At 69.7% G+C, this 24,320-nt stretch carries 23 protein-coding genes and 2 pseudogenes; 9 read left to right on the forward strand and 16 right to left on the reverse strand.

The annotated features are described in order from the left end of the window. Positions 1-165: 165 nt before the first annotated feature. Complete coding sequence (locus tag CP973_RS18520) at positions 166-888, reverse strand: nucleotidyltransferase domain-containing protein (RefSeq protein WP_208853207.1); 723 nt, start codon at positions 886-888, stop codon at positions 166-168. A gap of 100 nt (positions 889-988) precedes the next feature. Then, positions 989-2,494 (reverse strand): selenium-binding protein SBP56-related protein, encoded by a 1,506-nt coding sequence (locus CP973_RS18525; protein ID WP_150242127.1) that lies wholly within the window; start codon positions 2,492-2,494, stop codon positions 989-991. A gap of 360 nt (positions 2,495-2,854) precedes the next feature. On the opposite strand from CP973_RS18525, the gene CP973_RS18530 reads away from it, so the two are divergent. After that, on the forward strand, positions 2,855-3,433 hold the full coding sequence (locus CP973_RS18530) for an AMIN-like domain-containing (lipo)protein (RefSeq protein WP_150242129.1): 579 nt from the start codon (positions 2,855-2,857) through the stop codon (positions 3,431-3,433). A gap of 207 nt (positions 3,434-3,640) precedes the next feature. Beyond that, entirely contained in the window at positions 3,641-4,225 is a 585-nt protein-coding gene (locus CP973_RS18535) for a dihydrofolate reductase family protein (protein ID WP_150242131.1), read from the forward strand. 118 nt (positions 4,226-4,343) lie between these two features. On the opposite strand, the gene eno is transcribed toward CP973_RS18535, so the two are convergent. Continuing rightward, on the reverse strand, positions 4,344-5,621 hold the full coding sequence (eno, locus tag CP973_RS18540; RefSeq protein ID WP_150242133.1) for a phosphopyruvate hydratase: 1,278 nt from the start codon (positions 5,619-5,621) through the stop codon (positions 4,344-4,346). 170 nt (positions 5,622-5,791) lie between these two features. Here eno and CP973_RS18545 point away from each other — a divergent pair, with 170 nt between their 5' ends. After that, positions 5,792-6,214 carry a MarR family winged helix-turn-helix transcriptional regulator gene (locus CP973_RS18545; RefSeq protein WP_150242135.1) on the forward strand — a complete coding sequence of 141 codons (423 nt, stop codon included), beginning with the start codon at positions 5,792-5,794 and terminating at the stop codon, positions 6,212-6,214. Between the two features lie 162 nt (positions 6,215-6,376). Here CP973_RS18545 and CP973_RS40030 read toward each other — a convergent pair whose 3' ends face one another. From CP973_RS40030 to CP973_RS18565, 5 genes are all read right to left on the reverse strand, one after another. Further along, a complete protein-coding gene (locus CP973_RS40030) occupies positions 6,377-6,535 on the reverse strand; it encodes a hypothetical protein (RefSeq protein ID WP_167538359.1) in 159 nt (52 codons plus the stop codon). 133 nt (positions 6,536-6,668) lie between these two features. Further along, entirely contained in the window at positions 6,669-7,634 is a 966-nt protein-coding gene (locus tag CP973_RS18550) for a cytochrome c oxidase assembly protein (RefSeq protein WP_150242137.1), read from the reverse strand. 153 nt (positions 7,635-7,787) lie between these two features. Beyond that, a complete protein-coding gene (locus CP973_RS18555) occupies positions 7,788-8,813 on the reverse strand; it encodes a 6-phosphofructokinase (RefSeq protein WP_150242138.1) in 1,026 nt (341 codons plus the stop codon). A gap of 190 nt (positions 8,814-9,003) precedes the next feature. Further along, complete coding sequence (locus CP973_RS18560; RefSeq protein ID WP_030601993.1) at positions 9,004-9,732, reverse strand: type 1 glutamine amidotransferase; 729 nt, start codon at positions 9,730-9,732, stop codon at positions 9,004-9,006. 37 nt (positions 9,733-9,769) lie between these two features. Further along, the gene (locus CP973_RS18565) at positions 9,770-11,008 is read right to left on the reverse strand and encodes a MurT ligase domain-containing protein (RefSeq protein ID WP_030601995.1); all 1,239 of its coding nucleotides are present in this window, start codon (positions 11,006-11,008) and stop codon (positions 9,770-9,772) included. Positions 11,009-11,219: 211 nt separating this feature from the next. Between CP973_RS18565 and def the strand changes: the two genes are divergently transcribed. After that, positions 11,220-11,777: a peptide deformylase gene (def, locus tag CP973_RS18570; protein WP_150242140.1), complete on the forward strand. Its 558-nt coding sequence runs from the start codon at positions 11,220-11,222 to the stop codon at positions 11,775-11,777. A 73-nt stretch (positions 11,778-11,850) separates the two neighbouring features. Here def and CP973_RS18575 read toward each other — a convergent pair whose 3' ends face one another. Continuing rightward, positions 11,851-12,591, reverse strand: a complete 741-nt coding sequence (locus CP973_RS18575) for a TetR/AcrR family transcriptional regulator (protein WP_244409592.1) — start codon at positions 12,589-12,591, stop codon at positions 11,851-11,853. Between the two features lie 171 nt (positions 12,592-12,762). On the opposite strand from CP973_RS18575, the gene CP973_RS18580 reads away from it, so the two are divergent. Further along, complete coding sequence (locus tag CP973_RS18580) at positions 12,763-13,992, forward strand: acyl-CoA dehydrogenase family protein (RefSeq protein WP_150242142.1); 1,230 nt, start codon at positions 12,763-12,765, stop codon at positions 13,990-13,992. 265 nt (positions 13,993-14,257) lie between these two features. Here CP973_RS18580 and CP973_RS18585 read toward each other — a convergent pair. Together CP973_RS18585 and CP973_RS18595 are read right to left on the reverse strand one after the other, a co-directional pair. Then, positions 14,258-15,043: pseudogene (locus tag CP973_RS18585) on the reverse strand (IS5 family transposase); the annotation flags it as partial. Positions 15,044-16,825: 1,782 nt separating this feature from the next. Further along, positions 16,826-17,029, reverse strand: a complete 204-nt coding sequence (locus CP973_RS18595; RefSeq protein ID WP_150242143.1) for a hypothetical protein — start codon at positions 17,027-17,029, stop codon at positions 16,826-16,828. 517 nt (positions 17,030-17,546) lie between these two features. Here CP973_RS18595 and CP973_RS41770 point away from each other — a divergent pair. Continuing rightward, entirely contained in the window at positions 17,547-17,993 is a 447-nt protein-coding gene (locus CP973_RS41770) for a DUF6907 domain-containing protein (RefSeq protein ID WP_425281976.1), read from the forward strand. Here CP973_RS41770 and CP973_RS18600 read toward each other — a convergent pair. Continuing rightward, a complete protein-coding gene (locus CP973_RS18600; protein ID WP_167538360.1) occupies positions 17,904-18,320 on the reverse strand; it encodes a helix-turn-helix domain-containing protein in 417 nt (138 codons plus the stop codon). The two genes, CP973_RS41770 and CP973_RS18600, sit on opposite strands and share 90 nt — an antisense overlap. Positions 18,321-18,475: 155 nt before the next feature. On the opposite strand from CP973_RS18600, the gene CP973_RS18605 reads away from it, so the two are divergent. Both CP973_RS18605 and CP973_RS18610 read left to right on the forward strand, forming a co-directional pair. Beyond that, positions 18,476-19,339, forward strand: coding sequence for a phage antirepressor KilAC domain-containing protein (locus tag CP973_RS18605; RefSeq protein ID WP_167538361.1), 864 nt, complete (start codon positions 18,476-18,478; stop codon positions 19,337-19,339). 222 nt (positions 19,340-19,561) lie between these two features. After that, positions 19,562-20,341 carry a phosphotransferase gene (locus CP973_RS18610; protein ID WP_150242149.1) on the forward strand — a complete coding sequence of 260 codons (780 nt, stop codon included), beginning with the start codon at positions 19,562-19,564 and terminating at the stop codon, positions 20,339-20,341. 66 nt (positions 20,342-20,407) lie between these two features. On the opposite strand, the gene CP973_RS18615 is transcribed toward CP973_RS18610, so the two are convergent. Then, complete coding sequence (locus CP973_RS18615) at positions 20,408-20,848, reverse strand: hypothetical protein (RefSeq protein WP_150242151.1); 441 nt, start codon at positions 20,846-20,848, stop codon at positions 20,408-20,410. Between the two features lie 40 nt (positions 20,849-20,888). Beyond that, positions 20,889-21,422 carry a hypothetical protein gene (locus CP973_RS18620; protein WP_150242153.1) on the reverse strand — a complete coding sequence of 178 codons (534 nt, stop codon included), beginning with the start codon at positions 21,420-21,422 and terminating at the stop codon, positions 20,889-20,891. 758 nt (positions 21,423-22,180) lie between these two features. Between CP973_RS18620 and CP973_RS18625 the strand changes: the two genes are divergently transcribed. Further along, positions 22,181-22,678 (forward strand): hypothetical protein, encoded by a 498-nt coding sequence (locus tag CP973_RS18625; protein ID WP_150242155.1) that lies wholly within the window; start codon positions 22,181-22,183, stop codon positions 22,676-22,678. A 324-nt stretch (positions 22,679-23,002) separates the two neighbouring features. Here the strand turns inward: CP973_RS18625 and CP973_RS18630 are convergent, their stop codons facing one another. Together CP973_RS18630 and CP973_RS41930 are read right to left on the reverse strand one after the other, a co-directional pair. Continuing rightward, positions 23,003-23,767 (reverse strand): hypothetical protein, encoded by a 765-nt coding sequence (locus tag CP973_RS18630; protein WP_208853208.1) that lies wholly within the window; start codon positions 23,765-23,767, stop codon positions 23,003-23,005. A 22-nt stretch (positions 23,768-23,789) separates the two neighbouring features. Further along, a pseudogene (locus CP973_RS41930) lies at positions 23,790-24,302 on the reverse strand (WXG100-like domain-containing protein); the annotation flags it as partial. Between the last annotated feature and the right edge of the window lie 18 nt (positions 24,303-24,320).

Genomic DNA, 24,320 nt, shown 5'->3' on the forward strand with positions numbered 1-24,320 from the left:
GGCCCGCTCCGGCGGCGGGCGTCAATGGTCCGCCAGGGCGTCGTCGATCACCATGGCCATGTAGTCCAAGGCGGCCCGGCGGCGGGCGAAGGGGCTCCGCAGCCGGGCGGCGGTGACTCGGGGAGCCGCGGAATCCGCGACCGGACCATGGAGGCGCAGCGCCTCTTAGATCACGGGATGCCAATCGGCGCCGAAGGCCCGCAAGGCGTAGCGGCCCGCACCCCCTTTGGAAGTGATCTCCCCGGTGGCCAGGGTGTAATGGAGCCGGGTGACGCCCAGCATGCCCCAGGCGACGGCCCGACCGCCGAGTGCCCACACGCCTCTGGCCGACAGCGGTTTGCCGTGCGCGATCCGCCAGCCGCGCCAGTAGCCGTCGAGGTTTTCCCGCGTCCAGTCGCGCAGCGCGGCCCCGTCCACGGCAACGTCGAACTTCCCCGGGACGGGGCCGCGTACCGGCACGGCGTGCTTCGCGAGCACGGCCCACGTCACCGGATTGACCTCGAAGCCGCCGCCCGTGCGGAACCGCCCCATATGAGTGCGCGCGGCGCCGGGGCAATCGGCGAAATGTCCCGCGAGATCGCTCCATGTGACGTGGACTCCGTCGAAGTACGGGCGGCGGTGCCGGGCGCGCGTCGCGGCATGGGCCTGTTCCAGGGCCGCGACGTCCGCGTCCGAAGGGCGGCGCCCGGTGACCGCCACGTAATCGATGTCGCTGTGCCCCGGCCGGAAATCCCCCAGCGCGACCGACCCCGTCAGATACAGCCCTTCGACCAGGCCGGGGCAGAGCCGGTCCGCATGGGAGAGGAAGTCGCGCACGACGGCTTCCGCCGATGGGTGCACCGCGCGTTCCGGCGTGGGTTCCGGTGTGCATTCCGATTCCTTGTGCACGGCGTGGAATTCCTTTGTCCGTGGCTGGATATGGCCGACTCGCGGATATCCGTCTCGTCCTGCCACGCGCCCGGCCGGGAATCGGTTGCGGCGGAAGCGGTCAGGGGTAGCAGTACGAGTCGGACGACGCGTCGCCGCCCTGCAAACGGGTCTGGTGGACGCGCAGCCCGCGGAAGTCCGCGCCGTGCGGGAAGAAGCGGAGGTCGGGAGTGAGGCCGCCGTTCTCGGTGTCGGCGTCGAGTTTGGCGAGCCAGGGGTGGATGCCGTCGGGGTAGAACTGGTCGTCCCACGCGCCGTACAGGCTGTTGGTGAGGTACACCCGGCGCCCGTCGCGGCTGAGTTCGACCATCTGCGGGCCGCCGGTGAGCGGCAGGCCGGGCGCCGCCGGGTGCGGGCGCCGGGCGGTGATGCCGCCGAGCCGCACGGACGCGGTCCTGCGGGGGCGGGCGGGATCGCGCACGTCGTACTGGTGCAGTTCGCCGGTGCCCCACGCCGACACGTAGAGCCAGCGGTCGTCCACCGACAGATTGATGTCGGTGACCAGCGGCGGCACCGCGCCGAACGGCTTGAGCGCCGGAGGCAGTTCGTCCTCCTTGGCGGGCTCCGCCGGAATCGTGATCACCTTGTGGGCCGTGAACCGCCCGTCGTCCTCGCGCCGCCACCGCCACACCGAGGCCGACAGGTCCGCCACGCTCACCACGACACCCGCGAAGCCCCAGGTCGCGGACGGGTCGTGGGCCGGCCGCAGTTCGAGGACCATCTGGTGCTCGTCACCCAGGTCGACGCGTTGCAGGTGGCGGCCGGAGTCCAGCTCCCAGAAGTGCAGCGCGTGCCCGTAGGAGCGGCCGAGCAGCAGCTCCGGGTCGACGCCGTTCTCGACCATCGACGGCGTGCCCCACTCGCTGGTCACGGCGATGTTGTGCTGGAGGTGCCACCAGACGTCGTAGGCCAGGCGCTGCGGCCCCCGGTCCGTCTCCCAGGCGCGCAGTACGTCGAAGGTCTCGTGGTCGAGGAGCGCCACACCGCCCGGCCCGTCGTCGCCCTGCGCGCCGCCGAGGCAGGACAGCAGGATGCCGCCGGGGCCGCAGTGGAGGGTGTGCGGCCGTGAGTAGCCCGCCCTGCCGGCCAGTTCGGCGGGTTCGATCACCTTCACCAGACGGGGGCGGGCCGGGTCCGGGTGGGTGTCGAAGACGTGCAGCCGGGAGGAGCGGAGTCCCGGCGTCAGTAAGTAGCGCCGTTCGGGCCGGTGGTGGCCCTCGTGGGCGAGAGCGCTGGAGCAGGCGTTCCAGCCGAAGTGGTGCAGTTCGTCGCCCAGTCCGGGCACGTCGGCCAGGTGCAGTACCCGTCCGTACGTACTCGATCCCGGGTCGGTGTCCACGGTGATCAGCGCGTCCGGGCGCTGTGCGGAGCGGTCGAAGCCGACGAGGTAGGCGAGCTTTTCCGGGGGAGCGGCGATGGCGTCGGCGGGTGTCCGGTAGAGGGTCGGATCGGTGTGGCCGGAATGTCCGGCGTGGTCGGTTCGGTCGGCGTGGGTGGAGTGATCGGTGTGGTCGGCGTGGTTGGTGACAGAGGGCTGGGGCTGACCGGCGTGATCAGAAGTGGTCATCTTCTGGCTCTCCTTGGCTGCACGGCCGGCCTTCCGGCCCGGTGACCGGCGCCGTGGGACGCCGCGCCGGGCTGTCCGTAACAGGCGGCCGTATCGGCATTCTTGCGCACCGGGGCCGGCGGGGGTGGCGTGTGCGGGCGGCCCCTGCTGTGGCAGCGAGCGTCGCACAAGGGGGTTCGGCCGCCAAGTGCGCTGTGGCCGCGGGCCGTCGGGCAGCGGCCGAAACCCGTTGCTCCCCCGGCCGCGTTGTCAGACCCGTACGCGATGATCGCCAGTACGGGCCGGCCGGATCCGACCGGCGGGCCACACCATGGACGGACCATCGGATCCGATGGGACGCGACGAGATACGGGGTATGTGATGCGACGATTGGGCACTGCGCTGACCGCGGTCGTGCTGGCGGGCGCGGCGGTGACGGCGACGGCGGCCTCGGCGACGGCGGCGCCCGCGGCGGGGGCCGCGCCGGCCGCCGCGGCCGCGTGTGACACCGCCGGCTGGGGGAGCGCCCTGAAGTCCGCCGACGCGGACGCCCACAAGCCGCTGACGAACATCCGGACCGGTCGGCACGACTGCTTCGACCGGATGGTCTTCGAGGTGCCGACCGCCGGCGGCAAGCCGGTCGGCTACCGGATCGGTTATGTGAAGGAGCTGCACCAGGACGGCTCCGGCGACCTCATCAAGGTCGGCGGCGGGGCGATCCTGGAGATCCGGGTGGCGGCGCCGAGCTACGACCCGGGCACGGGCAGGCCGACGTACCCGGGCAAGGCCGGCAAGCCGCTGCCGGGCGTGAACATCTCGGGCTACCGCACCTTCAAGGACACCCGGTTCGCGGCCAGCTTCGAGGGGGACACGCAGATAGGTCTGGGAGTCGCCAAGCGGCTCCCCTTCCGGGTCACCCAGCAGAAGAACCAGCTCGTCGTGGATGTCGCCCACTCCTGAGCGACAACCCGCACGGTGAGCCGCTGATGGGGTGCCTGCCGGGGGCGTTCCGCCGCCCCCGGCAGGCACGCGCGCCAAAAGGCTTGCGCAACCACTACGCCTGAAGCACTATGGGCGAAGTGGTTGCGGCGAAGAGGTGTGCCCGTCCGCCACCGCACCGATCCTGACTGCGACGCGACCGCGCGTCACCGGCGGAAAGAGGACCCTTTGCGCAAGCTCACCTACTTCGTGGCCTGCTCGATCGACGGCTTCATCGGCGACCCGAACGGTGACGCGTCGTCGATGATGCAGTTCGTCAACGAGGAGTTCCTGGAGTTCCTGAAGACGGAATACCCGGAGACCGTATCGGCCGAGGGCCGTCGCGTACTGGACTTCCACGACGTGGCGAACCAGAAGTTCGACACGGTGATCCAGGGGCGCGGCAGCTACCAGGTGGGACTGGACGCCGGCGTCACCAGCCCGTACGGCCACCTCCGCGAGTACGTGGCCTCCCGCGGCCTCGGGGAGTCGCCCGACCCCAACGTGCACCTGATCACCGAGGACCTGGTCGGCGCCGTCCGCGCCCTCAAGGCCGAGGAGGGCGGCCTGGGCATCTGGCTCTGCGGCGGCTCGCGGGTGGCGGGCGAACTGCTCGACGAGGTCGACGAGCTGGTCATCAAGACCTACCCGCAGGTCTACGGTTCCGGCATGCCGATGTTCGGCACGGACTTCACGGTCGCGGACTTCACGCTGGACTGGGTCCGCACATTCGACAACGGCGTCCTGGTCCGGAAGTACGTCCGCAAGCGCTGAGCCGCCTGGCCCGGTACGGGGAGGGTCCGAAAGCCCCGGGCGGGACGGCGGGCCGCGCCGCGTACGGGCGCGGGTGCGCCGGACCTCGCGGCCCGGCGCACACCGTGCCGGGCGGCATCTAGCGACGCAGCGCCGCCGCCCCCGCGTACCGGGCGCTGTCGCCCAACTGCTCCTCGATACGGATCAGTTGGTTGTACTTGGCGGTGCGGTCGGAGCGGGACAGGGATCCGGTCTTTATCTGGCCGCAGCCCGTGGCCACCGCCAGGTCCGCGATCGTCGTGTCCTCCGTCTCTCCCGAGCGGTGCGACATGACGACGGTGTAGCCGGCCCGGTGGGCGGCGCCGACGGTGGCCAGGGCCTCCGTCAGGGTGCCGATCTGGTTGACCTTCACCAGGATCGAGTTGGCCACGCCGGAGCCGATCCCCTCGCGCAGGATGGCCTCGTTCGTGCAGAACACGTCGTCGCCGGTGAGCTGGCAGCGCGCGCCGACCCGGGCGGTCAGGTCCCGCCACCCCGCCAGGTCGTCCTCGGCCATCGGGTCCTCGATCGACACGATGGGGTACGCGTCGATCAGCTTGACCAGGTAGTCGGCGTTCTCGGCGGGCGTGCGCCGCACCCCTTCCCCGGTGTAGTCGTAGACGCCGTCGCGGAAGAACTCGGACGACGCCGGGTCCATGACCAGGCCGATGTCCGTGCCCGGCCGGTAGCCCGTGCGCTCGACGGCGGCCATGACGAAGTCGAGGGCCTCCTCGGCGGTGCGCAGGGCGGGGGCGAAGCCGCCCTCGTCGCCCACGCCGGTGGAGTGCCCGGCGGCGAGGAGGTCGCGGCGCAGGGTGTGGAAGATCTCGGACCCCATCCGCACGGCCTCGGCGAAGGTCTCCGCGCCGATCGGGGCGATCATGAACTCCTGGAAGTCCAGGGGATTGTCGGCATGGGCGCCCCCGTTGACGATGTTCATCATCGGTACGGGCAGCAGCCGGGCGTCGGAGCCGCCGAGGTAGCGGTAGAGCGGCAGGCGGTGGGCGGCGGCCGCGGCCTTGGCGGTGGCCAGGGAGACCCCGAGGATCGCGTTGGCGCCGAGCCTGGACTTGGCGGGGGTGCCGTCCGTGGCGACGAGGGCGGCGTCCAGACCGGCCTGGTCCTCGGCCTCGCGACCGGTGACGGCGGCCGCGAGCTCGGTGTTGACGTGGTGTACCGCGCGGTCGACGCCCTTGCCGTGCCAGCGGGCCGGGTCGCCGTCGCGGAGTTCGACGGCCTCCCGGGCGCCGGTCGACGCGCCGGAGGGGACCGCGGCCCGGCCGATGGACCCGTCCGCCAGTTCCACGTCCACCTCGACGGTGGGGTTGCCCCTGCTGTCGAGGACGCGGCGGCCGGTGACGGAGGTGATGGCGGTCATGGGAGTCCTTCCCGTTGTCGCAAGCGAGCCGGGGCCCGGCTGCGGCGACGGTGGCGCTGGACCCGGCGCGGAATACTCTACAGCAATGCTGTGCAGTTGTGCTGTTCAGTTTGGCTGCGCAGAATTGCTGTACAGTTCACCTGGACAGTCGTGCTGCGTTAAAATCCGGTATGCCCCTTCCGGAATCCGCCGCCGTCGCGGCCGAACTGCGCACCGCGATGGGAAAGCTCACGCGGCGCGTGAAGCTTGAGGACCAGATGCCGCTCGGCCAGGTGGCCGTCCTCGGCTCGCTGGACCGCAACGGTGCGATGACCACCAGCGAACTGGCGGCCGACCAGCGGGTGCGCCCGCAGTCCATGGCCCGGGCCGTCGGACTGCTCATGGAGCAGGGACTGATCACCCGCCGGGCGCATCCGACCGACGGCCGCAAGAGCCTGGTGGAACTCTCCCCCGCGGGGCGGGTGCTGCTGGAGGAGGAACGGAGCCGCCGGGCGGACTGGCTCGCGCGGGCGATCGAGGCGGAACTGACGGAGGAGGAGCGGGAGTTGCTGGCGCGGGGGATCGGCCTGGTGGAGCGGATCGCGGCGCACTAGGCCGGGCCCGTAGGGCCGTGGGCGAGCGACCGCGCTCACCGTCGACCGGCCGATGCGGGCTTCCGCGTCGGCCGTTGCCGTACTCCCGTACAGCCGTGCTCCCGTACAGCCCCGAGCTCCGGGCCAAGGCCGCCCCGGACCCGTACGAAGGGAACCTGGGCCTTACGACGGCCGTGCCGCCACCACCCCGACCGTCACCAGGGCCAGCACGACCCAGGCGAACCAGAGCCAGCCACTGCTGCCGAGCGCCACGGTGTAGGCCGTCGCCACGACCAGTCCGCCCACCGTGCACGCCGCCATCGCCTTAGCGGATCCGGGCATCCCCGCAACCTCCTCACGGCGGCCCGGTGGCCCAACGCCGCGGGCCGCGGCCTTGAGGACATGGTCCCCGGCCGCGGCCCGTACCGCCAGCTGTCGTGCGAGAGAGCCTGTGTCGGCTCCGGTCAGCCCTCCGTCACCCCGCGCGGCCCTGCTGGCCGCGGGCCTGGAGGGAGGCGAGGTAGGCGTTGTACGCCGCCAGCTCCTGGTCGCCGTCGCGGGCCGCCGCGCGGTCCTTGCGCTGGTTCTGGCGCTCCTCGGACTTGTACCACTGGTAGAGGAGGGCGACGAGCACCAGCACGGACGGGATCTCGCTGAAGGCCCAGGCGATGCCGCCGGCCGCGCTCTGGTCGCCGAGGGCGTCGACGCCCAGGGAGGCCGGCGGGTTCTCGAACGTCTTGATCATCGTCTCGGTGCCCATCATCAGGGCGATGCCGAAGAACGCGTGGAACGGCATGCCCGCGAACAGCTCCAGCATCCGCATCACGTGGCCCGGCCGGTGCGGGCCCGGGTCCACGCCCATGATCGGCCAGAAGAAGACCAGGCCCACCACCAGGAAGTGCACCATCATCGCGATGTGCCCGACCCGGTACTGCATCAGGAAGTCGAAGAGCGGCGTGAAGTACAGCGCGTACAGGCTCGCGATGAACATCGGGATGGTGAACGCCGCATGCGTGATCACCCGCATGTACCGGCTGTGCAGCAGCGCCACCAGCAGCTCACGGGGCCCCTTGCGGCCCCGTCCGGCGGCCGGCAGCGCGCGCAGCGCCAGCGTCACCGGCCCGCCGAGCAGCAGCAGGATCGGCGACAGCATGCTGATCACCATGTGCTGCACCATGTGCACGCTGAACATGACCATGCCGTAGTCGTTCAGCTTGGTGCACATCACCAGCGCCACGGTGAGCACCCCGATGACCCACGCGACCGTACGGGCCACCGGCCAGTGGTCGCCGCGCCGCCGCAGCCGCAGCACGGCCCAGCCGTACAGTCCCAGCCCCACCAGGCAGCCGATCAGGAAGAACGGGTCCCCGCCGAACTCCATGCCGCGCCCCAGCGTGAACGGCGGCAGATCCATGTTCATGCCGTGCCCGCCGTGATCCATCCGCTCGCTCCTGATTCGTACCGATACTCCGGGACCAGACTAGAACCGCCCCCGGCCGAGGCCACGGCCGGGGGCGGTCGAACGGGCCGCGCGGCGGCCCGCACGGCGGGGTCAAGGGGCGGTCATGGAGCGGTCACGCGGAAGTCGGGCGTGCTACAGAACGCAATCCACCTCGGCGTACCGCTCCCCGGGCACCGTCTTGAGCGATTCCACCGCCTCGGCCAGCGGCACCAGCGTGATGTCCGTGCCGCGCAGCGCCGTCATCATGCCGAACGCGCCGCGGTGCGCCGCCTCCACCGCGTGCCACCCGAAGCGGGTCGCCAGCACCCGGTCGTAAGCGGTCGGCGTGCCGCCCCGCTGGACGTGGCCCAGGATCACCGCGCGGGCCTCCTTGCCGAGCCGCCGTTCCAGCTCCAGGGACAGCTGCCGGGCCACCCCGGCGAACCGCTCGTGCCCGTAGACGTCGGTGCCGCCCTCGTCGAAGGCCATCGAGCCCTCGCGCGGCTTGGCGCCCTCGGCGACCACCACGATCGCGAACTTCTTGCCCGCCTCGAAGCGCTCACCGACCTTGCGGGTCAGCTCGGCCACGTCGAACGGGCGCTCCGGCACCACGATGGCGTGCGCGCCCGCCGCCATCCCGGAGTGCAGCGCGATCCAGCCCGTGTGGCGGCCCATGACCTCGACGATCAGTACCCGCTGGTGCGACTCCGCGGTGGTCTTCAGACGGTCCAGCGCGTCGGTGGCCACGCCCACCGCCGTGTCGAAGCCGAAGGTGACGTCGGTCGCGGCGATGTCGTTGTCGATCGTCTTGGGCACGCCCACGATCGGCAGGCCGGCGTCGGACAGCAGCCGGGCCGCCTTGAGCGTCCCCTCGCCGCCGATCGGGATGATCGCGTCCAGGCCCAGGTCGGCCACATGGCCGCGGGCCCGCTCCACACCGTCCCGCAGATGGGCGGGCTGCACCCGGGACGAGCCCAGGATGGTGCCGCCGCGCGCCAGGATGCCGTTGACCGCGTCCAGGTCCAGCTTGCGGTAGTCACACTCCAGCAGGCCCTTCCAGCCGTCCCGGAAGCCGATCACCTCGTCGCCGTGGTCGGCGGTGGCGCGGTGGACGACGGAGCGGATGACGGCGTTCAGCCCGGGGCAGTCGCCACCGGAGGTGAGCACACCAATACGCATTGTTTCGCAGACCCTCTGCACTACAGAGCCCGCCCGCCGGGCCGTGGCCGGGCGCGGGCAGGGGCTCTCAACCGGACGCCCGGACCCCGTCGTCCGGTTGGATTGCGCTCACCCTACAAGCGCGGGGCCCCCGCGGCACACGTACGCCCGCAGTGCGGACACTGCGGGCGTACGGAGTGCGGCGGAACGGTTACGCGGGCTGCGTGGCGGCGGCGATGCGTTCCTGCCGCAGTGCCTCGTACCAGCGGTCGTCGGCCGGCGGCAGCGCGTTGACGTCCAGTGCCAGCTTGATCAGCAGGTCGGCGATGTGCGGGTTGCGCGCCATGACCGGGCCGTGCATGTACGTACCGAAAACGGTGTCGTTGTACGCGCCCTCGTAGCCGTCGCCGACGCCGTTGCCCTTGCCGAAGCGGACCCGGGCGAACGGGCGGGCCGTCTGCCCCAGGTGGGTCACGCCCTGGTGGTTCTCGAAACCGGTCAGCGGCGGCAGGTTCAGCTGCGGGTCGATGTCGGCCAGTACGTCGCCGACGCACCGCTCGCCCTCGCCGCGGGTGCTGACCACGTCGAGCAGGCCCAGGCCCTGCTCCCGCTCCCCGAGGTCGTTGATGAACTCGTGGCCCAGGATCTGGTAGCCGGCGCACACCGAGAAGACGATCGCGCCGTTGGCGACCGCGCGGTTCAGGCCGCCGTCGCGGCGCAGCCGCTCGGCCGCCAGCCGCTGCGGCCGGTCCTCGCCGCCGCCGATCAGGTAGATGTCGCCGGAGGTGGGGATCTGCTGGTCGGAGCGGACGTCGAGGCGCTGGACGTCCAGGCCGCGCTGGCGGGCCCGGCGCTCCACCACCAGGGCGTTGCCCTGGTCCCCGTACGTGCTCAGCAGGTCCGGGTAGATCCACACCAGCCGCAGGCTGTTGTCACTCATGCTCGCTCGTCCTTGTCGTGAAGGTCGCTGGTTCACGTCAGTTGCCCACGCGCCTGCGGAGGTCCTGGAAGGCCGTGTAGTTGGCGATGACCTCGATGCGGCCCGGAGGGGCCATCTGCACCGCCTCGTCCAGCGTGTCACAGACCCGGAAGTCCAGGTTCGCGACCTCCAGGCGGACCGCCAGGTCGAGCTTGCGGTCACCGAGCACGAAGATCGGGTGCCCGGCCAGCCGGGTGTAGTCGACGTCCCACAGCCAGGAGGTGTCGGTGCCGTCCGCGCCGCGCGCGTTCACCGAGAGGATCACCGGGGTGGGCGGCGGGTCGATCAGCGAGAACGTCTCCAGCCAGCCCGCCGGGTTCTTCGCCAGCAGCAGGCGCAGATCGCGCTGCTGGAACGAGACGACGTCGTAGCGGCCGGCGACGGCCTGCACCGAGTACATCCGCTCCAGGGCGACCTGCGGGGGCACGCCGAACGCCGCGGCGACCGCCGCCGACGTCGCGGCGTTGGCCTTGTTCGCCCGGCCCGGCAGCTGGAGCCGGATCGGCCAGGCGCTGCCGTGCGGGTCGAGCACGTGGTCGCCGGACAGGGCCCAGCTCGGCGTGGGGCGGCGGAAGCCGCACTCGGCGCAGAACCAGTCGTCGCCGGGGCGCTGCATCACGCCACCGCACGACGGGCAGGACCAGGCGTCGTCCTTCCACTCCTGGCCCGCCGCGACCCACACCACGTTCGTCGACGACGAGGCCGCCCACACGATCAGCGGGTCGTCGCAGTTGGCGATGATCAGCGCCTTGGAGCCGACCAGGCCCTCGCGCCAGCGCTCGGCCAGCATGCGGGTCTCCGCGGCCCGGTCGAGCTGGTCGCGCGAGAGGTTCAGCAGCGCTATGGCCTTGGGCGTCACGTCCCGCGCCACGCCCGCCAGGTACTTCTCGTCCACCTCGATGACGCCGAAGCGGGCGTCGGAGCCGCCGGCCAGGGCGGAGGTGATGCCCGCCGGCATGTTGGCGCCGAGCGCGTTGGAGACCACCGGGCCGCTGGCCCGCAGCGCCTCCGCGATCAGCCGCGTCGTCGTCGTCTTTCCGTTGGTCGCCGACACCAGCACCACGTCCAGGTGCCGGGCGAGCCGGGCCAGCAGGTCGGGGTCGAGCCGGAGCGCCACCTTACCGCCGATCACCGATCCGCTGCCGCGCCCCGCCGCGCGCGACACCGCCGCCGCGGCCTTGCCCGCCGTCACGGCCAGCTTGGCCCGCGGCGACAGCGGCTCCGTGTTGCCTGCCATCGTCCTTGATCCTCCTTGCATCCGGCGCCCTCCCGCCCTTGGGGCTGCCGGTGGAACGCCTCCTCCGGAGCCGATGACCGGCCGGAGGCTTCGGTCGGGGATCAGCCTATCGAGATCCGGCGGCGGCCCCGAATCCCGCTACCCGTGCCGCGACCCCGGCACCGTGCGACGACCTGCGACGTCGCACGTTCCAGAACGTACGCTTACCCGCATGCGTTCCCGCTCGATCCCCGGCAGCTCCGGCCGCCCGCGCCCCCTGCGCCTCCTCGGCGACCCGGCCCTGACCGGCGCCTGCGAGGAGGTCACCGCCTTCGACGCCGGCCTCGCCGAACTCGTCGAGGACATGTTCGCGACGATGTACGCGGCCCGGGGCGTGGGCCTGGCGGCCAACCAGATCGGCGTCCCGCTGCGGGTGTTCGTCTACGACTGCCCGGACGACGAGGACCGGCGGCACCTCGGACACCTCGTCAACCCGCGGCTGGTGGAGGCCGACGGCGTCGTCGTGCGCGGTCCCGAGGGCTGTCTGTCGGTGCCCGGCATCGAAGCCGGTACGCCGCGCCACGACCACGCGGTGGTGGAGGGGTTCGACATGACGGGCGAGCCGCGCACGGTCTCCGGCACCGGCTTCTTCGCCCGCTGCCTCCAGCACGAGTGCGACCACCTGGCGGGCGGCCTCTACCTGGACCGCCTCACCGGCCTGCGCCGCCGCCGGGCCCTGCGGGCGGCGTCGCGGGCGCCGTGGGCGGGGGAGCGGGCGGCTGGGGCGTAGCGGGGCGGCGATCGGGCCGTACGGCGATGGGCTCACGCGTACGGCCGCCGGCTCGCGCGTACCTCGTCGGCCCTCAGAACCCCGGCCCGCCCAGCCGGTCCCCGGCCGCCGCCAGCCGTCCCCACAGCAGGTCGGCCAGGTGCTGTACCAACTGCGCCCGTGAGCACGGGCGTTCGCGCAGCCACCAGTCGCCGGCCGCGTGCATCATGCCGACGATGCCGTGGCCCCAGACGCGGGCCAGCTCCTCGCCGCCCGGCCCCAGGTCCAGCCGCTCGCCTATGACCTTCGCCAGCTCCTCGCCGAGCCGGCGCAGCAGCGGCGCGGAGTGCCGGCCGACGTCGAAGCCGGTGTCCTTGTCAGCCCCCGGCTTCTCGTCCGGCTTCTCGTCGGCCGGGTGCATCAGGAACCGGTAGACCTGCGGGCGGGTCTCGATCGCCGTCAGGTACGTGTCGAGCGTCGCCTCGACGCGGTCCCGGCGCGGTACGGGGGAGTCCAGCGCCGCCCGCAGCCCGTCGAGCAGCGCGTCGGTGTGCCGTACCGCCAGTGCCCGGTAGAGCCCGCCCTTGTCGCCGAAGTGCCGGTAGAGGATCGGCTTGGTGATCCCGGCCTCCGCCGCGATGGCGTTCATCGAGGCGTCCGGGCCGTCGCGCAGCACGACGCGGTCGGCGGCCTCCAGCAGTTCACGGCGCCGGCGCTCGGTCGCCGTCTGCTGCCGCCGGGCCGGGTCCGGCGGGGCCGCCGCGGCGCCGTGCCCCGCGGCGGACTGCTCCACCGCGGTGGCCCGCTGCCGCCCGTTGTACTGGGTGTTCTCCATGTCCCACTCCCCGCCCTTGTGAATCCGTGACGCTCGCGCAACGTAACACCCCCACCGCGGGGTGAATGCGCGGCCGGGGGAGTTGACATCCCTTACTGACGGGTAACAGACTCGTGTTACCGCAAGTAACATTCCTGGGCGGGCGCCCGGGAACGCAGCGCTGGAGGGGTCATGGCCGAGTTCACCATGGAGCTGAGCGACGAGCAGAAGGAGGTCCGGGACTGGATCCACGGCTTCGCCGCCGACGTGATGCGCCCCGCGGCCGCCGAGTGGGACGAGCGCGAGGAGACCCCCTGGCCGGTGATCCAGGAAGCCGCCAAGATCGGCCTGTACTCGCTGGACTTCTACGCCCAGCAGTTCTTCGACCCGACCGGCCTCGGCATCCCCATGGCCATGGAGGAGCTGTTCTGGGGCGACGCCGGCATCGGCCTGTCGATCGTCGGCACCGGCCTGGCCGCCGTCGGCGTGCTGGCCAACGGCACCGAGGAGCAGATCGGCACCTGGATACCGCAGATGTACGGCGACGCCGACGATGTGAAGGTGGCCGCCTTCTGCTCCTCCGAACCGGACGCGGGCTCCGACGTGTCCGCGATGCGCACCCGCGCCGTCTACGACGAGGCCAAGGACGAGTGGGTGCTCAACGGCACCAAGACCTGGGCGACCAACGGCGGTATCGCGAGCGTCCACGTCGTCGTCGCGGTCGTCGACCCCGACCTCGGGCCCAAGGGCCACGCCTCCTTCATCGTCCCGCCGGACACCCCCGGCCTCTCCCAGGGCCAGAAGTTCAAGAAGCACGGCATCCGCGCCTCGCACACCGCCGAGGTCGTCCTGGAGGACGTGCGCGTGCCCGGCCACTGCCTGCTCGGCGGCAAGGAGAAGCTGGACGAGCGGCTGGCGCGGGCGCGGGAGCGGGCGAAGAACCCCGGCGGGGAACGCGTGAAGAACGCCGCGATGGCCACCTTCGAGGCGTCCCGCCCGGCGGTCGGCGCCCAGGCCGTCGGCATCGCCCGCGCCGCGTACGAGGTGGCGCTCGACTACGCCAGGACCCGCGTCCAGTTCGGCCGCCCGATCATCGACAACCAGGGTGTCGCCTTCCAACTGGCCGACATGCGCACCCAGATCGACGCCGCCCGCCTCCTGGTCTGGCGCGCCTCCTGGATGGCCACCACGGGCAAGCCGTTCACCTCCGCCGAGGGCTCCATGTCCAAGCTCTTCGCCGGCGAGACCGCCAAGAAGGTCACCGCCCAGGCGATGCAGATCCTCGGCGGCAACGGCTACACCCGCGAGTACCCGGTCGAGCGCATGCACAGGGACGCCGCCATCTACACCATCTTCGAGGGCACGAGCGAGATACAGCGGCTCGTCATCGCCAGGACGGTGGCCGGGGTGCCGATCCGGTAGGGCGTTCGTCCAGCAGGACACGTGTAGATGCGCTGGCCAATGAAAGTCTCGCTCGGATTGCCGAGCGAGGCCCATTGGCGCTATCGATCACTCGGAAGCCGAGTTTGGGAGGTATTTGGGAGATCGCTTGCGGCGGGGAGGCGTGAACGGGGGGAACGGCCCGTACTCGCGGCGGTCGATGACCGGCTGGAGGGAGTCCTCCCCGCATCCGATCGGCTCGCCGGGACTGTACCCGCTGTCGGACGTCGTCCTCAGCGGTCGGTACGCGGTAGCAGATGAGGACGCTGGCCAGGCCGACGAAGGCCAGGAAGTGCTCGGCCTTGCGCTCATAACGGCGGTGCAGGCGACGGCAGCCGCTCAGCCAGGACAGCGTACGCTCGATCACCCAACGGTGCCGCCCCAGCCTGCTGGAGGACTCCACCCCGCGGCGCGCGATGCGTGGCACGATCCGCCTGCGTCGCAGCCAGCTGCGCAGGCAGTCGAAGTCGTAACCCTTGTCTGCGTGGAGCTGGTCCGGGCGGCGACGCCGGGGACCACGGCGCGAGCGGATGGGAGGGATGCCGCGCATCAGCGGGATAAGGGCCTGACTGTCGTGCACGTTGGCGGCGGAGATGCCCACCGAGATCGGCAGGCCGTTGCGGTCACAGATGACGTGGACCTTCGCCCCGTTCTTGCCGCGATCGGTCGGATTCGGTCCCGTCAGAGGCCCCCTTTGACAGCGCGGACACTGATCGAGTCGATTGCGCAGCGCGACCAGTCCACGCCGCCGATGGCACCGAGCTGGTCCAGCAGCACCCGGTGCAACTTGGCCCACACCCGGGCCGCGGACCATTCCGTGAAACGCCGGTGCACCGTCTGCCAGGAGGCACTGAAGACCGGCGGCAACTGCCGCCAGGTACAGCCCGTGGTCGCCACAAAGACGATCGCGGCCAGCACTGCACGGATCACAGCGCCGACGTCCCCCTCCCTGCGGGCGCTGCGGCGCCGACGGCACCACGTCCTGAAACAGCTCCCACAGCCTGTCCGGCACCAACCGCTCGACTATCCCCATGCCCAGAACAACGAGTCACCGCCAACTGAGACATCGTCTTAGCTGTGCCTATGGCGGCGCAGGGCTGCAATCTGCGCAATCTGCCGGCTTTATTCGCAACTCGGTGCAACTTCCTGGTATCGGCGACGTCGCTGCGGAAGGCTAGTGCCGACCGGCTTCGCAGCATCTCCCGGCATGGAGCCCGGTGGCCGACTGCGAAGCAGAGTAGCCAGGGTTTCGGCGTCCACCCCACCCACGTTTTCCAGCCACTTCCTGAGGGCGCCAGACCGTGCCGAGAAAGGGGGAGAGCGTGCGCAGAACGGCTGCCCAAGCGGCAACACCAGGGATAATGGCAGGTCAGAGAAAAGAGCACAGCTCTTGTTGTGCTTCTTATGTGCACCTATTGATTTCTTGATCTAGCTGCACACGCGTGGCCCGATCTTGTCGATCGGCTACGGTCCTCATTCACCAGCGACCACCGGCCCGCCCGCAGGGCCCTGTGTCACTTCTATGTCAACTGATCTTGTGTTCGGCCGGTTGACCGGAGAGGTCGACCCGCGACTCACGTGAGTCACGGGGGTCCGAGGCGCTTGCACCATCCGTCCAGTACGGCGGACGGGCCGCTAGTCCCAACTGTCGCCTTATCCCGGGTTAACACATCGGACTACCTGGAGGTTTGTGATGTTCCGAAGGTACCGGTCGGACACCGGCCTGCGCGGGGGTTCGGCGCTTCCCGGGCCCGAGGGCTGGCGGCAGGTGCAGGGTGGTTTCGCCGTCGATCACTACCCCCGAAATTTCGGGGGTGGTGGCTCTGGGGCGGCCGGCAGACCACGTCCCAACGTTGGGAGGTGGCCCGGCTCTGCCCGACGTCAGTCGGTGCTCCTGAGTTGCTCCTGGACCTCGGGGGTGACCGCTCGGGTGGATGTTACCGGTCGTGGCTTCTTCAGGTAGTAGAGCGGCAACAATCGGGAGGTCAGCGATGTTTCGAAGGTACCGGCTAGCAGCTGGGCTCCGTGGGAGGTCGGCGGTTTCCATGCCGGTGAACCGGCGGCAGGTGCAGGGTGGTCCGGGTGCCAGCGGCAGTACCTAACCACCTCCCATTAATGGTAGGTGCCGGGGCTCAGGCCCGTGACTGACGTGAGTCACAGACCACCTCCCAACGTTGAGGGCTGGTCACCACCTCCCAACGTTGGGAGGTGGTCAACTGGGCAGTGCTGCTTCACGTGCAGCGCTGCCGGGGGCCACACAGGGACGTTCCGGCCCGGTCTCGGTCGGGCTGGCCGGTGGGCGACTCTGGTCCGCAAAAGACTTTCCCCGCCGAAGCTGCGGGATGAGCTATTCCGCGAGCTTTCCCTAAACTTGCCTTATGAGGTGCCGCTTCGCCGAATTACCGAAGACGGAAAGAGGTGACTGAACATCTATTGATGACCTCTTGACCATCAACTGATGTTCAGGAGCGCAGCTCAGAGGCAGAAACGGAATACAACATTCCGCCAGGAGAATGTTGCGAGCACCCTCGTAAGAATGCAATGCTTCCCCGCAGCGAATTTCCCCGACCGGAGGTTCCCGGTGTTATACCTCGACGTATGCCACGACGGTGATCGTGCCGAGTGTGGTGGCGTAGTAGATGACGCGCACGCTGTCCTGCTGGTATTCGCGCAGGGGCTGTCGGCGAGGGGCCGGCCGACCTCGGGGTCGGCGGCGATGGCGTCGAGGACGGGGTCGAGCCGGGCGAGGTCGTCGTCGGTGAGGGTGGCGAGCTGGCGTTCGGCGGTCTCGTGGAAGGTGACGAGGGCGCGGCGCTTAAGCAACGTGGTGGGCCGCGTCACGGGGCGGGAGGCCGCGTTCGGCGCGGATGTCGTCCCAGGTGCTGCAGTTCTCCAGGTCGACGCCTTCGTCGGCGAGTTGGAGGAGCGCGTAGGCGAGGGCTGGGTCCTGGGGGAAGGCGTCGCGTGCGGCGCGCCGCATGGAGTCGGCTTCGTCGGGGTCGAACACGATGCGGGCCATGGGGTCCTCCTGGCGCTGGTCCCGGCACGACGGTAGCGCAGGGGGCGGCATGTCAGCGCCACCCTTCAACCGCCCCTTCAGGGGAAGGTGCGCGAGAACGATTCCGCAGGAACGAGAATCAGCCATCTCGCGCACTAGCAGAACGCCCTACATGCCCACTTTTCTTCTAATTCGTCAAGTGGTTACTCGCCTCCGACTGCACCCCTCCCGCGCAATTGCGACGCACTTGCGCACCGTAACACCGCTGGCCAGAGGGCAGAAAAACTAATTAAACACGCAGGTTAACAAGGGGGCAAGATTGAATCACGTGATCATCAGTTGATGTTCGGCTGATCTCGTTGCTGACGTTCGGCCGGATCCCGCCTATCGACTACCGTCCTGCCCAAGCAAGGCCATCAGCACCACAGCACAACGGCCGGGTGCCCCGCGTGTTCGCGAAGCCCCGGCCGCTGCAGGAACAGGCGAGCGCCAACTCGCCTGCAGCAAGCAATCCCGTCTGTCCAAGGAAGGAATCGCTATGTCTTCGAGCGTACCGTCAAGCCTCCCCTCCGCCCACGCGGGCTCTGAGGCCGTCCCCCTCCCCCGCCTTTCCGCGACGTCGGTGCGCGGTGTCCCGGTGCACGTGGAGTGCCCGTCGTGGTGCGTGACGGATCACGCGGCCGAGGATCTGGCGTTCCTGGAGGACGTGCACCACTACGGGCCCGCAGTGGGCGTGACGGTGCCGGTGTTCGGTGGCGGCACGGAGACCGTGCTGGTGGCGCACCTCGCGCTGTGGCCCGCGGACGGCAAGGGCGTCTACGTGGTCGTGAACATCGACGGTTCCGCTTTCGAGCGGGGGCGTTCTTGTGCTCCTGAGGGGCGCGATGCGCCGCTGCTACTCCAGGATGCCGCGATCCTTCAGTTCTTCGAGGATGCGCTGCGAGAGGTCGCGGATCTGAGCGGCTGTAAGTGTGTCGGAGGATGAGATGACGGCACTGGCCACCGCGTCGCGCACCGCAGTCTCCAGCGATACCGCCAAGGCGGCGGTGCGTCCACGGTCAGGCGGCGCCGCCGTCGCGGCAGCCTCCGCTCCTTCCAGGACGGCCAGGCAGGATCCAGGGGCTAGCTGCAACGCCTTGTCGATCTTGCCGTAGCTCGCCTCGCGAATGGGCTTCCCCATCTCCACGCGTTTATAGGTGTCCTTGGACATGCCGGCCGCTTCGGCCACGGCGGTAATCGCCAAGCCAAGCTCCAGCCGAACCTCGCGCACGAAGCGAGCAAGGTGGTCATAGTCGTAAGAGGCACCCGTCATGGCAGACATTATGCCAACTGCGGGGCACTTTAAACCAGCATGCTCGCGGAAGTTAGTCGAAGTTCTAGCGAGATAGCGCACAGGAGGGCTACAGTGGAGTGGCGGGCCCGCCCTGAACCGCCAAGTACTGAGCGGGCCCAGTCGATCAATCCGCTGTGTCCAAACAGATCGGAGAGACCATGTCCATGGTCGCATCCTCGAACGCCGCCCCGCAGATCGGATCCTTCGAATTCCACGGCGACACCGTCACCGTGGTCACCAACGACCGCGGCAGTTGGGCCGTCCTCGGCCAGCTGTGCCGCAATCTCACCCTGGACCCCGAAGCGCAGCGACAGGCTCTGAGTCGAAAGTCCTGGTCACAGGGACGGACCTGCATTACACAGGTCCGTCTCCCGGAGGATGACCGGGCCCGTCAGCACTTCCTCATCCACGAGCGCATCGTGCCGATGTGGCTGGCCAACATCACGACCAGCCGTATTACCGACGAGGCGAAGCGAGACAAGGTAGAGCGCGCTCAGGTCGAGCTGGCCGACGCGCTGTACAACTTCGTCTCTGGTCGCCCGTCGGCTCCAGTTCCTCGCCCCGAGATGACGAAGCTGGAGGCGCTTCGGGCAGCACTGGAGTCGGAGGAGGGACGGCTCGCCGCCGAGGCCCGCGTCAAGGAGCTGGAGGCCCCGGCAGCGGCGTGGAACGTCCTCGCCGACGCGTCGGGCGACTACTCGCTGCGCGACGCCGCCCACATCCTCAACAGGGATCCGGGCATCTCGACCGGCCAGCACCGGCTGATGAAGTTCATCCGTGAGCTGGAGATGGTGGACCGCAAGGGCGTGCCCTACGCGAAGCACAACGCCCACCTGACGGAGCGGCCCCAGACGTACCTGCACCCGCAGACCCGCGAGGTGATGCTGGCCAAGCCCCAGATCCGCATCACGGTCCGCGGCCTGCAGTACCTGCACGGCAAGCTCGGCGGCGTCGCGCCGCTGCAGTACGAGCAGCCGGGGCTTGACGGCGCTGCCTGACGCTCCTGTGCGCGCCGTGTGCGCCGTCGCCATTCGGTCTGCACGCGCTCACGGTGGACTGCAGACGGAAGGGGTTCCCCATGGCGGACTGCGATCACGAGTGGGTGCCGTGGAGCGGCGAGCAGCGGTGCCGGAAGTGCGGTGCGACGAAGCGCTAGGTTGCTCGTTGAGCTGGTGAGGGGTCGCGCCTGCGGCCCCTCGTCTCGTCGTGAGGGGGTCGGGGTGTCGCGTACTGGGTGGTGGGAGCTGCCGGCCGGGGTGTGGGCGGCCGTCGAAGAGCGCACGGGCCCGGTGGCCGGTGCACGGGATGTCGCGGACGGTCTGACGTGCAGTACGGCGGCCGTGCTCACGACCGCCTCGGGCCCGGTGTTCATGAAGGGTGTCCCGGCCGGCGACGCGAGGGGCCGGGCAGCGCAAGCGATGGAGGCCGCGGTGAACGCGGCGGTGCTCGGCGTGGGCCCGCGCCTGCTGTGGCGGGTCGTGGCTGGGGGCTGGGACCTGCTCGGCTTCGAGTACGTCGAGGGTCGGCACGCGGACTTGTCGACTGGCTCGGCGGACCTGGCTCTGGTGGCCGGCGTGCTGCGCGCGGCTCAGGCCGTGCGGGCGCCGGAGGGTGTGCCGTCGTTCGCCGACCGGTTCGCCGAGGTGCTGCCTCCCGGCCAGCTGGAGCTGCTGCGCGGCGACAGCCTGCTGCACACCGATACGAATCCGCACAATCTGCTCGTCGGCGACGGCCGGGCGTGGCTGGTGGACTGGGCGATGCCTGCGGCCGGCCCGGCGTGGGTGGACGTGGCGTACACGACCGTGCGGCTCATGGAAGCCGACTGCCCGCCGGGCGAGGCGCTGGAGTGGGCGGCGCAGTTCCCCGCCTGGGCTGCGGCCGACCCGCGCGCCGTGGGAGCGTTCGTGGCGGGCGCGTGCCGGCTGTGGGAGCGGCAGGTGGGGGCCCGGGATGCCCGGCCGAGCAATGGCCGCTTCACCGTCTTGGGGATGGCTGCGTGACGTCGGGCGGCGCGCTGGCGCTCCGGTCTCCCCCCTTCCGGGTCGAGATGTCGCGCGGCATGGGCGCTACGGGTTCTGTCTACGCTCGCGCCAGCGCCTGCGGACGACCAGGAACACGAACAGGCCGACGATGGGGCAGGACGCAACGACCGTGGGGAGGCCCGCCGGCCACCCCTCACCGACAGGCGCGGGGATGGCCAATGCGGTGATCAGTGGAACACCGCACAGGAGAATTGCCACTCCCCACGACCAGACCGTTGCAAAACTGTTCCACCAGCTCCGAGATTGCACCCACGGTTCGATGTACAGAAGTCCGGCTGAAACCGGCCACACGACGGCCAGGGCAATGACCGGGGAAAGGGCGAGCCCCTTTTGGCCGATCAGCTCGCGGATGAAGGACGCCCCCGGATAAGCCAGAGCGAAGCCCAGAGTCACACCGACGGTGCTGTAGCCAAAGGCTTGCTTCACGCTTACCTGCTCGCTGTCTTCTGATGCTTTCCCTAGCATGGCTGCTCCTGGCTATCGTGTGGCCGGTACTCTCTTGCCGTCAGGAGCAGGCGCTGGCGACTGCGCCGAGGCCGCTCACGGCCATGACGAAGTCGGCGAACTCCTGGCCGGCCTCCGGCGGGGCGTACCCTTCCTTGAGGTATCTCCAGGCGTACTTGACGAACTTTGCGTATCCGCCGAGCTTGCCGACGATGCGGGCGACCTTCGCGACCGGTATGCCGTTCTCCGCGGCGAACTTCGCGACGGCGACACTGCAGCCCAGCCAGTTGATACGCAGGACCGTACCGTCGTTGGTGGCTGCGACCGACCCGCTGCCCTTCATGGCCCGGTTCAGGTACTCGATGACCTCACGGTCGTTGAGGTTCTTCCTCTGCAGGTGGTCCGGGGCGTTTTCGATGGCGTGCGCGAAACGTTCCAGGGCCTTGGTCGCTGCCGCGTCGCTGACGTTCGGTGCAGCCGACACGGCGGCCGGAGCCGCGCGGTGGGTGACGGCGTTGGCTGCCGGGCTGGCGAGCCCGAGTGTCACCGCCGCCAGCGCCGTTGTCGCAGCGATCCGTATCGTATTAGACTTCACTTGTTGCACTCCTTGTGCGATGCCGGGGAAGAGGGCATAGCGGAGTGACCGGTGAATAGCCTGCAAGCATAGACCGGTTACCCCGAGCCTTCTTCCCCATTCTTCTTCCTCAGGTCGCAGCAGCCGGGATCAGTGCCGCGTTAACGGGAAGCTAACACATCAAAAGGCATGCCCCCAGCGATCTTCCGCGATAAGCAACATGCCGCCCAACGGACTAACGCACATCGATATGCCAGGGGTTCGCGGTGGCGCCGTTTGGCCCGTGGAGCATCGCGGCCGGGAAGCGGCAGACGTGTCCCGGCTCCGGCCAGCCGGCCCAGTAGAGCAACGCAGCGAACCCCCGCCCGACCACCAGGCGGGGCTTTCTTCGTCAGCTTCGAAGCGTGCCCGGGCTTCGACGACGGTCACGTTGATCGTGAGGTCGTAGATGATGGCATCGTGCGTCGGCTCGGCCTGTAGCAGCCTGGGCACCATGGCCGTAGCACGTGGTGGGGGCATGGCAGGAGACAGCCTACCCGCCCCGGTTCAGGGCGAAGAGCCCTCCTGAGCACGTTAGTTGCCTGCTGGCCACCTTATAGTTCGCATCACAGGTACGAGATTCAGCCGTTCAATGACAACCAACAACGACCGTCAGTGACCGTCAGTGGACGCCAATGAACAATGACGGACGCCCCTGGACGAGCGGCAGGTGCGTCGCGCCTGGCCGAGGCGCATCCGCGGCCTGCGCACTGCTCAGACGAGTGCGGCACACTCCAGGCATGGCGAGCTACCAGCAGCGGAAAGCCATCGGCGGCGCACACGAAGAACACGTCGCGCACGAACTCACCCTGCGTGGTTGGGACGTCAGTCCCTGGGGGCAGGGCACTCTGACCGCGAACGTTCGCCGGGTCCTACGGACAACAGACAGCTCGATCCGGTGGATGCCTGACCTGATTGCCGTGCGGGGCGAAGACCTTGCTTTGGTCGACTGCAAGAGCCGCATGACCAGCGGCACAACTCACCGGCATGCGGTGGAACGCGCGGCGGTGCGCGCTCACCTCCAGCTCACCGCGTGGACTTACCTTCCTGTCTTCTATGTGTTCGACGATCTGGGCGTGCTCAGCGCTCACGACGTGCTGACACACGGCCGGAACGGACCATGGGCGTCACGGGGGTCGCGCGCGGCCTACTACCTGATCAGTACTGCGGTCGCTGTGCCGTTCGATGCTGTCTTTGGCGTGCACGAACACCGTGACCAGCTGGACACTGCCGCTTGACGGGCAGTGCCTGCCTGTCGCACCGTTCCCACCCCGGTGCCTGCCGCGAAAAGGAAGCACATCGCCTGCTGAAGGAGTGCGACCACGGGCACGCCGCAGATAGCACAGCCCGGACGGAAGACGCCCCGAGTGGAAGTCGGCGTTACATGGGCCTTCCGTATTCTCGCAGCGTCCTCGCGGCTCATGGTCCATACCGCTCGAAGTGCCGCCGCCCTTTGGGCGCTGGTTGAGGACGAGCGGACCGTGCGGTGGCAGCCGGTGGCTGTGAACGGGGAGTGGCCTGGGAGGGGCTTCGGTCTGAAGAAACCCCGCCCCCGATCGGGGTCAGTTGGCGGTGTGCTCGCGGTGCCAGGCGAAGAACGGGGCCCGGTGTTCGTCGTAGTCGGCCACGGTCCGTCCGGCGAGATGGGCCGCCGCGGCTGCCAGGTCCGTGGTGTCGTTGCTGCGCGGGCTGGCCGCGATGACCCCGTCGGTGTCGACGTAGACGAAGCCGTGCTCGAAGAGTTCGTCGCAGCCCATGAGGCAGGCGGGCATGATGTTGGCCATCAGGAGCCGCTCTTCGTGGGTGGCTTCGCTGCGGCGTTTGATGTGCGCGGCCCTGATCATGCGGGTGGGCAGGGTCCGGCCGCACAGCGCGCAGGTCGCGTGCGGGTGACTGCCGAGGAGTCGGCGCCGGAGCTTCTGCTGTTCGCGTCGGACGAGGACCTGTGCGACCGCGTTGGATTCACCGTCGTGCTGGACGCTGCCTTCGCCGGGAGGCGGGGCTACCGGCGGCAGTTCGGTGGCGAGCTGGGCTACCGAGGCAGTGCCCGAAAGAAGGAGGGCGGCGCCCTGCTTGTTCGCCGACAGCCGCAGGGCTTCCATGGCCTCGTCGCCCAGGGCAGCTCCGTGGACCTGCTGTTCTTCGTCGAATACGTCGATGCCGATGCGTTCGGGGTAGTCGTCGTCGGGCCAGACGGGCTTGGTGTCGGTGAACAGGGGCCGGGTGACCTGGGTGATGATGACCCGCTGGAGTGTGGCATCGGCCCAGCCGCCCGCCGCCCAGGATCGGCTGCTCCCAGGGAAGGTCGATACGGAAGAAGTCCGCATTGTGGGCGGCGATGTCCGCAAGCGCGGTCTTGATATGCCCGGCGTAGGCTTCGCACGCGTTGGCCAACTGGGTGCACGCGCCGACCAGGTCCGCGATCAGCGGCTCATCCGCCTGAGCCTGGGAAGGCGGGGCGCCTGTCCCGATGCAGCGCTTGAAGTAGCGCTGGAAGCTGTCTGCGGCTTCACCGGCGTGGCTGGCCCGTACCGTGGTCGCACACGCCTGGGCCTCGCCGAGGAACCGTTCCATCAGTTTCGCAGCGTGCCGCCAGGAGGCGGCAGCGTCCTGGGCCTTCTCGGCGGAACCCCGGTAGCGGTCACCACCTCCGGGCGCGAACTGGTCGTACCAGGCGGTGTCGCCGACGACCTCGGGCAGCTCACTTCCCAGGCCCAAAAAGCGGGAGGTGCAGTTCGTGGATGGGTCTCCCATGCCGTTGGTCGCGTCTTCCTGCTTGCCGAGCAGGTCGGCGCTGATCTGGTTCCCGGTGGCCATGTAGGCGCGGGCGCTGCGCATCAGGCCCGCGCCGGTGGCGCCCATGACGTAGGAGCTGTATCC

It is taken from the genome of Streptomyces albofaciens JCM 4342 (assembly GCF_008634025.1).
Classification (GTDB): domain Bacteria; phylum Actinomycetota; class Actinomycetes; order Streptomycetales; family Streptomycetaceae; genus Streptomyces; species Streptomyces albofaciens.

Bases quoted from the DNA above. Each gene is read 5' to 3' on its own strand.
- CP973_RS40030 (WP_167538359.1), bottom strand. From the start codon at position 6,535: ATGCCCGGATCCGCTAAGGCGATGGCGGCGTGCACGGTGGGCGGACTG.
- CP973_RS18580 (WP_150242142.1), top strand. From the start codon at position 12,763: ATGGCCGAGTTCACCATGGAGCTGAGCGACGAGCAGAAGGAGGTCCGG.
- CP973_RS18630 (WP_208853208.1), bottom strand. From the start codon at position 23,767: ATGCGGACTTCTTCCGTATCGACCTTCCCTGGGAGCAGCCGATCCTGG.
- CP973_RS18575 (WP_244409592.1), bottom strand. From the start codon at position 12,591: ATGGAGAACACCCAGTACAACGGGCGGCAGCGGGCCACCGCGGTGGAG.
- CP973_RS18555 (WP_150242138.1), bottom strand. From the start codon at position 8,813: ATGCGTATTGGTGTGCTCACCTCCGGTGGCGACTGCCCCGGGCTGAAC.
- CP973_RS18560 (WP_030601993.1), bottom strand. From the start codon at position 9,732: ATGAGTGACAACAGCCTGCGGCTGGTGTGGATCTACCCGGACCTGCTG.
- CP973_RS41770 (WP_425281976.1), top strand. From the start codon at position 17,547: ATGTCTTCGAGCGTACCGTCAAGCCTCCCCTCCGCCCACGCGGGCTCT.
- def (WP_150242140.1), top strand. From the start codon at position 11,220: ATGCGTTCCCGCTCGATCCCCGGCAGCTCCGGCCGCCCGCGCCCCCTG.
- CP973_RS18530 (WP_150242129.1), top strand. From the start codon at position 2,855: ATGCGACGATTGGGCACTGCGCTGACCGCGGTCGTGCTGGCGGGCGCG.
- CP973_RS18615 (WP_150242151.1), bottom strand. From the start codon at position 20,848: ATGCTAGGGAAAGCATCAGAAGACAGCGAGCAGGTAAGCGTGAAGCAA.
- CP973_RS18565 (WP_030601995.1), bottom strand. From the start codon at position 11,008: ATGGCAGGCAACACGGAGCCGCTGTCGCCGCGGGCCAAGCTGGCCGTG.
- CP973_RS18525 (WP_150242127.1), bottom strand. From the start codon at position 2,494: ATGACCACTTCTGATCACGCCGGTCAGCCCCAGCCCTCTGTCACCAAC.
- CP973_RS18625 (WP_150242155.1), top strand. From the start codon at position 22,181: ATGGCGAGCTACCAGCAGCGGAAAGCCATCGGCGGCGCACACGAAGAA.
- CP973_RS18545 (WP_150242135.1), top strand. From the start codon at position 5,792: ATGCCCCTTCCGGAATCCGCCGCCGTCGCGGCCGAACTGCGCACCGCG.
- CP973_RS18600 (WP_167538360.1), bottom strand. From the start codon at position 18,320: ATGACGGGTGCCTCTTACGACTATGACCACCTTGCTCGCTTCGTGCGC.
- CP973_RS18595 (WP_150242143.1), bottom strand. From the start codon at position 17,029: ATGGCCCGCATCGTGTTCGACCCCGACGAAGCCGACTCCATGCGGCGC.
- eno (WP_150242133.1), bottom strand. From the start codon at position 5,621: ATGACCGCCATCACCTCCGTCACCGGCCGCCGCGTCCTCGACAGCAGG.
- CP973_RS18550 (WP_150242137.1), bottom strand. From the start codon at position 7,634: ATGGATCACGGCGGGCACGGCATGAACATGGATCTGCCGCCGTTCACG.